Origin of the sequence: Mesorhizobium sp. WSM4935 (assembly GCF_029625735.1) — a bacterium.
Lineage (GTDB): Bacteria > Pseudomonadota > Alphaproteobacteria > Rhizobiales > Rhizobiaceae > Mesorhizobium.
Genome location: NZ_JARTVR010000005.1, coordinates 126,391 through 139,943, shown reverse-complemented (window position 1 = coordinate 139,943; position 13,553 = coordinate 126,391). Strand labels below are relative to the sequence as shown.

General features: G+C 64.1%; 11 protein-coding genes. 7 read left to right on the top strand and 4 right to left on the bottom strand.

Features of this window, described 5'->3' with window-relative positions; translation table 11 throughout:
* Nucleotides 1-14: 14 nt before the first annotated feature.
* From cysD to cysQ, 3 genes are read left to right on the top strand one after another with little or no spacing between them, the layout of a single operon-like run.
* Nucleotides 15-920, top strand: a complete 906-nt coding sequence (cysD, locus tag P9273_RS15285) for a sulfate adenylyltransferase subunit CysD (protein WP_278049646.1) — start codon at nucleotides 15-17, stop codon at nucleotides 918-920.
* 2 nt (nucleotides 921-922) lie between these two features.
* A complete protein-coding gene (cysN, locus tag P9273_RS15280) occupies nucleotides 923-2,860 on the top strand; it encodes a sulfate adenylyltransferase subunit CysN (RefSeq protein ID WP_278049645.1) in 1,938 nt (645 codons plus the stop codon).
* A gap of 10 nt (nucleotides 2,861-2,870) precedes the next feature.
* Nucleotides 2,871-3,647 (top strand): 3'(2'),5'-bisphosphate nucleotidase CysQ, encoded by a 777-nt coding sequence (gene cysQ / locus P9273_RS15275; RefSeq protein WP_278049777.1) that lies wholly within the window; start codon nucleotides 2,871-2,873, stop codon nucleotides 3,645-3,647.
* 59 nt (nucleotides 3,648-3,706) lie between these two features.
* On the opposite strand, the gene P9273_RS15270 is transcribed toward cysQ, so the two are convergent.
* From P9273_RS15270 to P9273_RS15255, 4 genes are all read right to left on the bottom strand, one after another.
* A complete protein-coding gene (locus P9273_RS15270) occupies nucleotides 3,707-4,849 on the bottom strand; it encodes a DegT/DnrJ/EryC1/StrS family aminotransferase (protein WP_278049644.1) in 1,143 nt (380 codons plus the stop codon).
* Between the two features lie 248 nt (nucleotides 4,850-5,097).
* Nucleotides 5,098-6,021 carry a carbohydrate kinase family protein gene (locus P9273_RS15265; protein WP_278049643.1) on the bottom strand — a complete coding sequence of 308 codons (924 nt, stop codon included), beginning with the start codon at nucleotides 6,019-6,021 and terminating at the stop codon, nucleotides 5,098-5,100.
* Nucleotides 6,018-6,464, bottom strand: coding sequence for an RbsD/FucU family protein (locus P9273_RS15260; protein ID WP_041002310.1), 447 nt, complete (start codon nucleotides 6,462-6,464; stop codon nucleotides 6,018-6,020). The genes P9273_RS15265 and P9273_RS15260 overlap by 4 nt, the downstream gene beginning before the upstream one ends.
* A 1-nt stretch (nucleotide 6,465) precedes the next feature.
* Entirely contained in the window at nucleotides 6,466-7,689 is a 1,224-nt protein-coding gene (locus tag P9273_RS15255) for an ROK family transcriptional regulator (protein ID WP_041002308.1), read from the bottom strand.
* A 210-nt stretch (nucleotides 7,690-7,899) separates the two neighbouring features.
* Between P9273_RS15255 and P9273_RS15250 the strand changes: the two genes are divergently transcribed.
* The 4 genes from P9273_RS15250 (at nucleotide 7,900) to P9273_RS15235 (ending at nucleotide 13,473) form a co-directional block, all read left to right on the top strand.
* Entirely contained in the window at nucleotides 7,900-8,928 is a 1,029-nt protein-coding gene (locus tag P9273_RS15250) for a sugar ABC transporter substrate-binding protein (RefSeq protein ID WP_278049642.1), read from the top strand.
* A gap of 93 nt (nucleotides 8,929-9,021) precedes the next feature.
* On the top strand, nucleotides 9,022-10,098 hold the full coding sequence (locus P9273_RS15245) for an ABC transporter permease (RefSeq protein WP_041002303.1): 1,077 nt from the start codon (nucleotides 9,022-9,024) through the stop codon (nucleotides 10,096-10,098).
* Nucleotides 10,095-10,877: an ATP-binding cassette domain-containing protein gene (locus P9273_RS15240; RefSeq protein ID WP_041002301.1), complete on the top strand. Its 783-nt coding sequence runs from the start codon at nucleotides 10,095-10,097 to the stop codon at nucleotides 10,875-10,877. The genes P9273_RS15245 and P9273_RS15240 overlap by 4 nt, the downstream gene beginning before the upstream one ends.
* Nucleotides 10,878-11,010: 133 nt before the next feature.
* A complete protein-coding gene (locus P9273_RS15235; protein ID WP_278049641.1) occupies nucleotides 11,011-13,473 on the top strand; it encodes a glycogen/starch/alpha-glucan phosphorylase in 2,463 nt (820 codons plus the stop codon).
* Nucleotides 13,474-13,553 lie beyond the last annotated feature (80 nt).

Below are 13,553 nucleotides of genomic sequence, written 5' to 3'. Positions count from 1 at the left end.
ACGCCCGACGCTCCATGAACATCGCGCTCACGCATCTGCAGCGGCTCGAGGCCGAATCCATCCACATCTTCCGCGAGGTCGCGGCGTCTTTCTCCAAGCCGGTGATGCTCTATTCGGTCGGCAAGGATTCTTCCGTGCTGATGCATCTGGCGATGAAGGCCTTCTATCCGGCCAAGCCGCCTTTCCCGTTCCTGCATGTCGACACCACCTGGAAATTCCGCGAGATGATCGCCTTTCGCGATCAGATGGCACAGAGGCTCGGCTTCGACCTTTTGGTTCATGTCAACGAGGATGGCGTGCGCGAGGGCATCAATCCCTTCGACCACGGCTCCAACACCCATACCCACGTGATGAAGACGGTGGCGCTGCGCCAGGCGCTCGACAAATACGGCTTCGACGCGGCTTTCGGCGGCGCCCGCCGCGACGAGGAGAAGTCGCGCGCCAAGGAGCGCATCTTTTCCTTCCGCAACGCCCAGCATGCCTGGGACCCGAAAAACCAGCGGCCGGAAATGTGGAAGATCTTCAACACCCGCATCGCGCCGGGCGAATCGATCCGCGTCTTTCCGCTGTCCAACTGGACTGAGCTCGACATCTGGCAGTACATCCTGCAGGAGAACATCCCGATCGTACCGCTGTATTTCGCCAAGGAGCGGCCGGTGGTGGAGCGCGACGGCATGCTCATCATGAAGGATGATGAGCGCATGCAGTTGCGCCCGGGCGAGACGGTCGAGAATCGCCTCGTGCGCTTCCGCACGCTGGGCTGCTACCCGCTGACCGGCGCGATCGAGTCCGACGCCGACACGCTGGAAGCGATCGTCGGCGAGATGCTGACCGCCCGCACCTCCGAGCGCCAGGGCCGCCTCATCGACCGCGACGAGGCCGGCTCGATGGAAAAGAAGAAGCGCGAGGGTTATTTCTGATAATGCGCCACATCATGGCCAAGAGCCTCGCCCCGACCGATCAGATCCGCGACTACATGGCCGCGCAGGAAAAGAAGTCGCTGCTGCGCTTCCTCACCTGCGGCTCGGTCGACGACGGCAAGTCGACGCTGATCGGCCGGCTGCTCTCCGACACCAAGCAGATCTTCGAGGATCAGCTTGCAGCGCTCGAGAAGGATTCGCGCAAGCACGGCACCACCGGCGACGACATCGACTTCGCGCTGCTGGTCGACGGGCTGGAGGCGGAGCGCGAGCAGGGCATCACAATCGATGTCGCCTATCGTTTCTTCGCCACGCCCAAGCGCAAGTTCATCGTCGCCGATACGCCCGGCCATGAGCAGTATACGCGCAATATGGCGACGGGCGCCTCGACCGCCGATCTCGCCATCGTGCTGATCGATGCGCGCCAGGGCGTGCTGCGCCAGACCCGGCGTCATTCGATCATCGCCTCGCTGCTCGGCATCCGGCATATCGTGCTTGCGGTCAACAAGATCGACCTTGTCGGCTTCGATAAGACCGTGTTCGACCGGATCGTCGCGGAGTATGACCAGTTCGCGCGGGAACTGGGCTTCCTGAGCGTCGTGCCGATCCCGATGTCGGCGCGTTTCGGCGACAACGTCACCAGCCGCTCCGAGCGCACGCCCTGGTATTCCGGGCCGTCGCTGATCGAGCACCTGGAAATCGTGTCAGTCGACGAGGCCGCCGTCGAGCTGCCGTTCCGCTTCCCGGTCCAATATGTGAACCGGCCGAACCTCGATTTCCGCGGCTTTGCCGGCACCATTGCCTCGGGCACCGTTTCGCAAGGCGACGAGGTCGTCGTCGCGAAATCCGGCAAGGCGTCCCGGGTCAAGCGTATCGTCGCGCAGGGCGGCGACCTCGAGCAGGCGGTGGCCGGCCAGGCGATCACGCTGGTCCTCGAGGACGAGGTGGAGGTGTCGCGCGGCAACCTGCTGGTTTCGCCATCCGCGCGACCGCAGGTCGCCGACCAGTTCGCCGCCAACATCGTCTGGTTCGACGAGCAGGCCCTGCTGCCTGGCCGTTCCTACATCCTGCGCACCGAAACCGATCAGGTCAGCGCCACCGTCACCGAGCTCAAATACCGGGTCAACGTCAACGACTTCGCGCATGAGGCGGCGAAGTCGCTCGACATCAACGAGGTCGGCGTCTGCAACCTCTCGACGCGAGCTCCGATCGCCTTCGATCCGTTCGCCGAGAACCGCAACACCGGCGCCTTCATCCTGATCGACCGCATCACTAACGCCACCGTCGGCGCCGGCATGATCCTGCATTCGCTGCGCCGTGCCGAAAACATCCATTGGCAGTCGCTCGATGTCGGTAAGCGCGGCCGCTCAGATTTGAAGAATCAGCGCCCGGCCGTGTTTTGGTTCACCGGACTCTCCGGCTCCGGCAAGTCGACCATCGCCAACCTCTTCGAGAAGAAGCTGTTCGCATCCGGGCGTCATACTTATATCCTCGACGGCGATAATGTCCGCCACGGCCTTAACCGCGATCTCGGCTTCACCGACGCCGACCGCGTGGAGAACATCCGCCGCGTCGCCGAGGTGGCCAAGCTGATGGCCGACGCCGGACTGATCGTCATCGTCTCCTTCATCTCGCCTTTCAGTGCCGAACGGCGCATGGCGCGCGAATTGATGGCCGAGGGCGAGTTCGTCGAGGTCTTCGTCGACACGCCATTCGAGGAATGCGCACGCCGCGACCCGAAGGGCCTTTACGCACGCGCCTTGAGCGGCGAGATCAAGAATTTCACGGGCGTCGATTCTCCTTATGAGGCGCCAGAGAACCCGGAAATCCATCTCAAGACCCTCGGCAGGAGCCCGCAGGAAATGGCGGAAGCCCTGGAACGCTGGCTGACCGAGCGCGACATCGCCGAGGAGCAGTATGACAATGGCGGCGGCATCTGACGACGAGGCGATGCTGAGGGTCTTCGAACGCCTGGCGCTCGAGGCCGGCCGTGAGGTGATGCGAGTCTTCCACGAAGGCGGCGCCGTCGACAGCAAGCCGGATTCCTCGCCGGTCACGGAAGCCGACCGCGAAAGCGAGAAGATCATCCTGGCCGGCCTGCGCGCCGCCTACCCCGACATTCCCTGTGTGGCCGAGGAGGAGGTGGCGGCAGGTATCGCCACGCCCGACCTCGACGGCGCGTTTTTCCTGATCGATCCGCTCGACGGTACCAAGGAATTCGTCAACCGCCGCACCGATTTCACCGTCAACATCGCGCTCATCCGTCACGGCGTGCCGGAAGTCGGCGTCGTGTTCGCGCCGTGCACCGGACGCTTCTTCAGTGGACGGCCGGGCAAGGCCGAGGCGCTGGAGGTCGACGCCGATTTTCGCATCACCGAACGCCGGCCGATCAATGTGCGCGAAGGCGGCACGCCGCTCGCGGTCGTGGCCAGCCGCTCGCACAACACGCCGGAAACCGAGGAATTCATCCGTGATCTCGGCGCCGCCGAGATCGTCTCGATCGGCTCGTCGCTGAAATTCTGCCTGCTCGCAGCGGCGGAAGCCGACGTCTATCCGCGCTTCGGCCGTACCATGGAATGGGACACGGCGGCAGGCGACGCCGTGCTGCGCGCCGCGGGCGGCATGACCCGCACGCTGGACGGCCAGCCGCTCGTCTACGGCAAGTGCAACCAGGTCGGCGACAGCGATTTCGCCAACCCGCATTTCATTGCGAGGGGGAAACGATAGGACCGGCCTGAAACCTACCTCCGCCGAGATCCTCCCCTCTGTCCCGCCAACGTCTCGGCTTAAGCAGCCGCGACATGCGCCGAGTTCGATCCGATATAATTTCGGATCGTCTCGATGATGCGGTCCTGGTCGGCTTCGCTGAGATAGGCGTGCATCGGCAGGCAGAGGATCTGCTTCGGCAGTTCCTCCGAGACGGCAAGGCCGGTCGGCGTGCGCGGATAATGCTTGTAGGCCACCTGCTCGTGCAGCGGCTTCACGTAATAGATGACCGACGGGATGCCCTTTTCGCCGAGATGGGCCTTGAGCCCGTCGCGCTTCGGCGTCTCGATCGCATACTGCGCCCAGGCCGAGCGGCCGTGGCCGAGGTTGCGCGATGCCTTGACGATATCGCCGAGGCCCTTGGCATAGCGGTCGGCGACCGCTTGGCGCGCCACCATCTCTTCTTCGAGGATAGCGAGTTTCTCGATCAGGATCGCCGCCTGCAGCGTGTCGAGGCGCGAATTGATGCCGACGCGGACATTGTCATATTGCGTCTCGCCCTTGCCGTGGAAGGCGAAGGAACGGAGCTTGTCGGCCAGCGCGCCGTCATTGGTGAACATCGCGCCGCCATCGCCATAGCAGCCGAGGGGCTTCGCCGGATAAAAGCTGGTCGAGCCGACATGGCCGAAGGCGCCGCACATTTTGGCATCGGCGGAACCGCCCATCGACTGCGCGGCGTCCTCGACTACCAGGAGGTTCTCGCGCTTGGCGATCGCCATGATCGCCTCATAGTCCGCGGCAAGGCCGAACAGGTCGACCGGAATGATCGCCTTCGGCTTCAGCCTTCCTTCCCTCTTGATCATGTCGATCGCCGCTTCGAGGCTGGCGATGTCGATGTTATAGGTGTCAGGGTCGACATCGACGAAGACCGGCTCGGCCTTGGCCAGCGCCACCACTTCGGCGGTGGCCGCGAAGGTGAAGCTCGGCACGAACACCGCGTCCCCCGGACCGATGCCGGCGGCAAACAGCGGCAGGAGCAACGCATCGGTACCGTTGGCGCAGGCGACCACATGCTTGACACCGACATAGGCCGCGAGCTTGTTCTCGAATTCGGTGACCTGAGGGCCGAGGATGTAGCGGCCTTCTTCGACCACCTTGTCGATCGCGGCCTTCAGCCGGTCGCGGATTCGTTCGCGCTGCGCGCCAAGATCGATGAACTGCATGTCGCCTCAAAATGCCAATGAACCGGCCCGCTGGTATCAGACTTGGTCGGGACGAGAAAGCCGGCCCGGGGCAACGCCAATTGCGCTAGTGTCGCAGCCTGTTACCGCCTTTTGCCGGCGCATTGCCCGAAGAAGCCGGAAAACCGGGCTAAACGAGCATTTTCAACGCCTTTTATCGCGCCGTCCTCCTTTTTTGGAAACATAAAGTGATCGTCTGGGGAAGCCCTTCGGCCAATCCGGACAACCGCTCAGGCGATCTCGTCCCGCCAGGGCGGGTTGGCGCCGGCCCGCGACACCGTCACCGCCGCCGCCTTGGCGCCGAGCTCCAGCGCCTTGCGGATTGCGTCCTCGGAGAGGCTGCCGATCGCTGCCTTGGAGAGCAGGCCCTGTTCATGCAGCGAGGCCAGAATGCCGGCATTGAAGGTGTCGCCGGCGCCGACCGTGTCGACGACCTTCACCTTCTGCGGCATGACCGTGACCTTGTGCGCCTTGCTGTAGCCGACGGCGCCTTCGCTGCCATGAGTAACGACGATAAGTTTCGGCCCGCGATCCAGCCAATTGCGCACCACGTCCTCATGTGAGCCGGCCTCGTCGAACCAGTTGAGGTCCTCGTCCGAGAGTTTGACGATGTCGGCCATCGCCATCATCTCGCGGATACGCCTGAGATGCTTCGCCTTGTCCGGGATGAAATTCGGCCGGATGTTAGGATCGAGCATCATCACCCGGCTTTCGTGCTCGCGCCGCATGAACTCCTCATAGGCGGACCCGGCCGGCTCGGAGATCAGGCTGATCGCGCCGAACAGCATCGCCTCGATCTCGGCGCCGAGCTTCGGCAGGTCTTCGATGGTGAGCATGCGCCCGGCGGTGTTCTCGTCATAGAAGGTGTATGTCGCCTGGCCGTTGGTGAGCCTCACGAAGGCAAGCGTGGTTGGCCGCGGCGAGGTGTGCGCATAGGTGGAGCTCACCTTGCTGGCGCCGAGCGCCTCGCGGAACTGCCCGCCGAACAGGTCGGAGGAGAGGCCGGAGAAGAAGCCGGCCGGAGCGCCGAGCCGGCCGAGTGCGATCGCCGAGTTGAACACCGCGCCGCCGACATAGGGCGCGAAGGCCGCTTCGCCTTCCGTCGTGGTGCGCGGAAGCATGTCGATCAGGGCTTCACCACAGCAAAGGATCATGTCGTCTTGGTCTCCGGCGGATGGATCACGCCCTTGCGGATGATGATGTTGGCAAAGAGCCTGGGTTCGCTGGTCGCCACGATCGCGTGCGCGGCCTTGACGCGTGCATAGAAGTCGGGCCCCGCCAGCGCAACCACCTTCCGGCCCGGCGCACGCCTGGCGCAGACCGCTTCCATCTCGCGATGCACGGGGTCGGCCAGCGCCGGGTCTCCCTTCACCGAAGCGCGGAACAGTGCCTCCGGCACCGCCTCGTCCACCGGGAGCACACTGAGCACGGCGTCGAGCACGGGAATGACATGATGGCCATCCGCGCGGATCAGCCGTCGCGCCTGTTCCTCGGCCGGATAATTGCCGTCGACGATCGCAATCTCGTCGCCATGGCCCATTGCCCTGAGCGTCGCCAGGAACTGGGGCCCGAGCAGCGACGGGATGCCGATCAGCATGTCAGGCGCCCCCGGACGTGTTCGGTCCGATCAGGAAGCGCTCGGAAAGCGGCAGGCTGGCGCCGCCCATGGCGCGCGCGTGGATGCCGACCGTCCCCTCGCGAACGACAGGCAGCTTCAGCCCTTCGGCGTCGATGGTGGCGATCGCTTCCGTCACGGCATCGACCAGCCGGCGCCGCACATCGAGCGGCATCCAGCCGTCGATGACCGCCGCTTCGAAATCGATGACCGACGAGGCCGCGACAATGGCGTAGGCAAGCGCCCGCGAGGCGCTGGCGATCCACTCGTCGAGATCGGCGCCGATCTCGCCCCATTCCTGCGGCGAGGTCCAAAGATACGAGCCGTCGATGCCCTTTGCGGAGATTGCCCGTTCCAGCATCGCGATCGAAGCGACGTCGATGAGTTGCGTCGGCTTGCCGTCCGGGCCCGGCACCGGCATCGAGCCCAGCGCGCCGGCGTTGCCTTTGGGACCACTGTAGAGGCGGCCGTTGAGCACTATGCCGCCGCCGGCAAAGGCGCCGATGTAGAAATAGACGAAGTCGCGCGCTCCGCCCGCCCGCCCGAAGACGAGTTCCGCGCCGCAGGCCGACGTCGCGTCGTTCTGCAGGTAGACGGGGAACTCGCACTGCGCCTGGATGTCGGCACGGATGTCGCGATGGCGCCATTCGTCCATGATCTCGCGCGGCGCGCCCGCCGTGTCGGCCCAGTTCCACAGCTCGAACGGCATGGCGATGCCGAGTCCCGCAATGCGCTTGTCCTGAGCCGGCGTAAGCTCGCTTCGCATCGCCTTGATGCCGGCGGTGACGAACTCGACCGTCTCGCGCGGCGCCGGATAGCGGTAGGAATGCTGCAGCATGGCGCGCACATTGCCGAGGAAGTCGATCAGCACGAGCTCGGCCGAGCGCCGGCCGATCTTGAGGCCGATGAAGAAGGCGCCTTCCGGGTTGAGCGCCATCGGGATCGAAGGCTGGCCGATCTTGCCGCGCAGCGGCGCCTGGCGCACGAGCAGCTTGTCTTCCTCGAGCTCGCGCATGATGACCGACACCGTCTGGGCCGACAGCCCCGTCATGCGCGCAATATCGGATTTGGCCAGGCTGCCGTGCTGGCGCACCAAGGACAGCACGAGCCGCTCATTGTGGTCGCGCATGCCGCTCTGGTTGGTGCCGCGATGCAGCCGGCTTTCCATAGCCTCGGGCGAACCGTGCCTCGCAATGCCGGTCTCCACCCTGTTCCTCCCGTCTGTTTCCCCGCGACGCTTTTCGTTCAGAATGAGTGAACAACGCAAGTGTGTCAATAATAAATAAGAGTGATTTAATTATTGACAGCGGTTGCGGACTGGTGTCTTTTGACATTGCGCCCATGCTGGGAGAACTTCGGTGGGCGCTCCGCAGGCGCCGGTTGGCCGGCGCCGAAGGTGGTTCACTGGGAGGAAATCATGCGTAAATGGACTATCCTGAAGGCGGCCGTTGCGGGCCTTGCCTTTTACGGCGCGATGGCCACGGCCTCGTATGCCGCCGACATCGTCGGCCTGATCACAAAGACCGAAGGCAATCCGTTCTTCGTCAAGATGCGCGAGGGCGCGCAGGCCAAGGCCAAGGAGCTCGGCCTCACTCTGCAGACCTTTGCCGGCAAGTTCGACGGCGACAATGACAGCCAGGTCGCGGCCATCGAGAACCTGATTTCGGCCGGCGCCAAGGGTTTCGCCATCGTGCCGAGCGACTCCAGTGCCATCGTGCCGACGATCAAGAAGGCGCGCGAAGCCGGTCTCCTGGTCATCGTGCTCGACACACCGCTCGACCCGATCGATGCCGCGGATGCCACTTTCGCAACCGACAATTTCAAGGCCGGTGAACTGATCGGCGAGTGGGCCAAGGGCACGCTGGGCGACAAGGCCTCGAGCGCCAAGATCGCCTTCCTCGATCTCGCCACCAACCAGCCGACCGTCGACTATCTGCGCGACCAGGGCTTCATGAAGGGCTTCGGCATCGACATCAAGGATCCGAAGAAATACGGCGACGAGGATGACGCGCGCATCTGCGGCCACGAGATGACCGGCGGCGCCGAGGATGGCGGCCGCACCGCCATGGAGACGCTGCTGCAGAAGTGCCCGGACGTGAACGTCATGTACACGATCAACGAGCCGGCGGCGGCCGGCGGCTACCAGGCGCTCAAGGCGGCTGGCAAGGATGACGGCTCGGTGCTGGTGGTTTCGATCGACGGCGGTTGCCCGGGCGTCAAGAACGTCGCGGCCGGCGTCATCGGCGCGACCTCGCAGCAATACCCGCTGAAGATGGCCGCCATGGCCATGGAAGCGATCGAGAAATTCGCCAAGACCGGCGAGAAGCCGAAGCCGACCCCCGGCAAGGAATTCTTCGACACCGGCGCCACGCTGATCACCGACAAGCCCGTCAAGGGCGTCGAGTCGATCGACAGCAAGAAGGGCGCGGAACTTTGCTGGGGCTGATGCCTTCCTAAGACCCGCGATAAAGGACTAAACTCACCGAAAGGGCGGCTCCGGCCGCCCTTTCCCGAAACACGGGATCCTGGGAGGGGATAAATGAGTGACGACGCAACCGGCTCGGTCTCGGCCGAGCGCGGCCTTCAGGGCCACGACCAGTCCGTGGCGAGCTTCGACGAAGACCGCGGCTCGGCGCTGAAGAACATCCAGCGCTTCCTGCATGAATATCCTACGGCCATCCCGTTCATCGTCCTGGTCATCGGTATTCTGATCTTTTCGATCGTGGCGGGCGGACGCTTCTTTGCGCCGTTCAATCTTTCGCTGGTGCTGCAGCAGGTCACCATCATCGCCTTTCTGGGCATCGCCCAGACGCTGGTCATCCTCACCGCCGGCATCGATCTTTCGGTCGGAGCCATGATGGTGCTGTCGTCCATCGTCATGGGCCGGCTGACCGTCACCTATGGCGTGCCGGTCGAATTGAGCTTCGTGCTGGGCCTGCTGACCGGCCTTGTCTGCGGCCTGATCAATGGCGTCCTGGTGGCGGTTATCAAGCTGCCGCCCTTCATCGTCACGCTCGGCACCTGGAGTGTCTACGGCGCGATGGTCATCTACGTCTCGCATTCCGAGACCGTACGCGCCCAGGACATTGAGGCGGCAGGACCGCTGCTGCAATGGCTGGGCCACACGATCAGACTGGGGGGCGGCGCCGTGCTGACCTACGGCGCCATCGCCATGATCCTGACGGCGTTGATCATCTGGTATGTATTGAACCGCACCGCCTTCGGCCGCCATGTCTACGCGACCGGTGACGACGACGAAGCCGCCCGTCTCGCCGGCATCAACACGCGCGGCGTGTTCATTGCCGTCTATACGCTCGCCGGCTTCATCTGCGCCGTCGCTGCCTGGGCGCTCATCGGCCGCATCGGTGCGGCAAGCCCGCTCGGCAACCAGACCGCCAACCTCGATGCCATCACCGCCGTGGTGATCGGCGGCACCTCGCTGTTCGGCGGCCGCGGCTCGCTGGTCGGCACGCTGTTCGGCGCGCTGATCGTCGGTGTCTTCCGCAATGGTCTCGCGCTCGCCGGTGTCGATTCGCTCTGGCAGGAGTTCACCGTCGGCATCCTCATCATCCTCGCCGTCACCATCGATCAGTGGATCAGGAAGATTTCGGCATGAGCACGCAGCAGCCAATTCTTCAGGCCAAAGGCCTCAACAAGCGCTACGGCAGGGTGGTCGCGCTCGATAACGCCGATTTCGACCTGATGCCCGGCGAGATCCTCGCCGTCATCGGTGATAACGGCGCCGGCAAGTCGACGCTGGTCAAGGCGCTGTGCGGCGCAGTCATCCCGGATTCCGGCGCGATCGAGCTCAACGGCCAGCCGGTGCATTTCCGCTCGCCGATCGAGGCGCGCATGGCCGGTATCGAGACCGTCTACCAGAACCTGGCGCTGTCGCCGGCGCTGTCGATCGCCGACAACATGTTTCTCGGCCGCGAACTGCGCAAACCCGGCTTTGCCGGGCAATGGCTGCGCCGGCTCGACCGCTCGGCCATGGCGCGCATCGCCCGCGAGAAACTGTCCGAGCTCGGGCTGATGACGATCCAGAACATCAACCAGTCGGTCGAGACGCTGTCGGGCGGCCAGCGCCAGGGTGTTGCTGTTGCCCGCGCGGCCGCCTTCGGCAGCCGCGTCGTCATCATGGACGAACCGACCGCGGCGCTCGGCGTCAAGGAAAGCCGCCGCGTGCTGGAGCTGATGCTCGACGTCAAGAAGCGCGGCCTGCCGATCGTGCTCATCTCGCACAACATGCCGCATGTCTTCGAGGTGGCCGACCGCATCCACATCCACCGCCTGGGCCGTCGCCTCGCCGTCATCGATCCGAAGCAATACACAATGTCCGACGCCGTCGCCTTCATGACCGGAGCCAAGGCTCCGCCGGAGGTTTTGGAGGTCTGATCGCGCCGTATCGTCGCGGTGGCCGGGCAGGGGCGGTTGCTTAAATCGATTGAACCTATGCTGCAACGCGGTAAGATGAGCTGGGAGGAACGGTTAAAGCCGCTATGTTCAGGTCAGTTGAATGAGAGGCGAAATGAAATCCGCCATGACGATCGAAGCCCCGGTCCTCGACAATCCCGATCCCAAGACCCTTGCCGAAGAGGTCTTGATGTCGCTCAAATACCGGGTCGGCAAGGACACCACCGTCGCGACGCCCTATGATTGGCTGACGGCCTCGATCAAGGTTGTGCGCGACCGCATCGTCGACAACTGGATGCAGGCCACCAAGGAAGCCTACGACCAGCAGGAAAAGCGCGTCTATTATCTTTCGCTCGAATTCCTGATCGGCCGCCTGATGCGCGATGCCTTCTCCAATCTCGGCCTGATGGAGAACATGCGCGAGGCGCTGTCCTCGCTCGGCGTCGATCTCGACCTGATCGCTGGCCTCGAACCGGACGCGGCACTCGGCAATGGCGGCCTCGGCCGTCTCGCCGCCTGCTTCATGGAAAGCATGGCGACCGTCGACATTCCCGCCCATGGCTACGGCATCCGCTACGCCAACGGCATGTTCCGCCAGGAAATCCAGGGCGGCTGGCAGGTCGAGCTGCCGGAAACCTGGCTCGACCACGGCAATCCCTGGGAATTCGAACGGCGCGAGCGCTCCTTCGAGGTCGGCTTCGGCGGCTCGGTGGAATCGATCACCTCGAAGGACGGCCGGCTGGAACGCCATGTCTGGAAGCCGACCGAGCATGTCCTTGCGGTCGCCTACGACACACCGGTGGCCGGCTGGCGCGCCAGGCGCGTCAACACGCTGCGGCTCTGGTCCGGCATGCCGATCGACCCGATCCTGCTCGACAAGTTCAACGCCGGCGACCACATCGGCGCGTTGGCCGAAAGCAACAAGGCCGACGCGCTGTCGCGCGTGCTCTACCCGGCCGATTCCCACGTGGCCGGCCAGGAGCTGAGGCTGCGGCAGGAATATTTCTTCTCGACCGCCTCGCTGCAGGATATCGTCCAGCGGCATTTGAGCCAGTATGGCGACTTGAAATCGCTGCCCGACAAGGCGGCGATCCACCTCAACGACACCCATCCCGCGGTCGCCGTGCCGGAGCTGATGCGGCTTCTGATGGACGTCCACGGCATGGATTTCGATCTTGCCTGGGACATCACCAAGCGCACCTTCGCCTACACCAACCACACGCTGTTGCCCGAGGCTCTGGAAAGCTGGCCGGTGCCGCTCTTCGAGCGGCTTTTGCCGCGCCACATGCAGATCGTCTACGCCATCAATGCGCAGGTGCTGCTCGAGGCCCGCGCCACCAACCAGTTTTCGGGCGATCAGATCGCCCGCATTTCGCTGATCCAGGAAAATGGCGACCGCCGCGTGCGCATGGGCAATCTGGCTTTCGTCGGCTCGCATTCGATCAACGGCGTCTCGGCGCTCCATACCGAGTTGATGAAGGAAACGGTGTTCGCCGACCTCCACAAGCTCTATCCCGACCGCATCAACAACAAGACCAACGGCATCACGCCCAGACGCTGGCTGATCCAGTGCAATCCCGGCCTGACCTCGCTTGCCCGCGAGGCGATCGGCGACCGCTTCATGGACGACATCGAGAGGATCAAGGATCTCGATCCGCTCGCCGACGACGCGGCTTTCCGCGAGAGGTTCGCCGGCGTGAAGCGGCAGAACAAGGCGCGGCTCGCCAACCTCGTCGTCGACCGGCTGGGCATCAGGCTCGACCCGTCGGCGCTGTTCGACATTCAGGTCAAGCGTATCCACGAATACAAGCGCCAGCTGCTCAACATCCTGGAGGCGATCGCGCTTTACGACCAGATCCGCTCGCATCCCGAGCGGGACTGGATGCCGCGCGTGAAATTCTTCGGCGGCAAGGCTGCGCCCAGCTACCACAACGCCAAGCTGATTATCAAACTGGCCAATGACGTCGCGAAAGTCATCAACGGCGATCCGTCGGTGCGCGGCTTGCTGAAGGTTGTGTTCGTGCCGAACTACAATGTCAGCCTGGCCGAGGTGATGATGCCGGCCGCCGACCTCTCCGAGCAGATCTCGACCGCCGGCATGGAGGCGTCGGGCACCGGCAACATGAAATTCGCGCTGAACGGCGCGCTCACGATCGGCACGCTCGACGGCGCCAATGTCGAGATCAAGGAACATGTCGGTGGCGACAACATCTTCATCTTCGGCCTCACCACGGCCGAAGTCGCCGACCGGCGCAACAATGGTTACGATCCGCGCGGCGTGATCGAGGCCTCGTCCGAGCTGTCGCAGGCGGTGTCGGCCATTTCCTCCGGCGTCTTCTCGCCCGACGATCCCGGCCGCTATCGCGACCTGATGAATGGCCTCTACCAGAGCGACTGGTTCATGGTGGCGGCTGATTTCGATTCGTACGCCGCCTGCCAGCGCGAGGTCGATGCCGTCTGGCGCAACAGCCCCGACTGGTACGCGCGCGCCATCCGCAACGTCGCCCGCGTCGGCTGGTTCTCATCCGATCGCACCATCCGCCAATATGCGAAAGAAATCTGGAACGTACCCGTCTGATATGATTGCATGAGCCACAACCAATGTGGTCCAGGTGCATGTCGCCCAAAAGTGCGTAGCGGTTTTGGGGCCACGACATG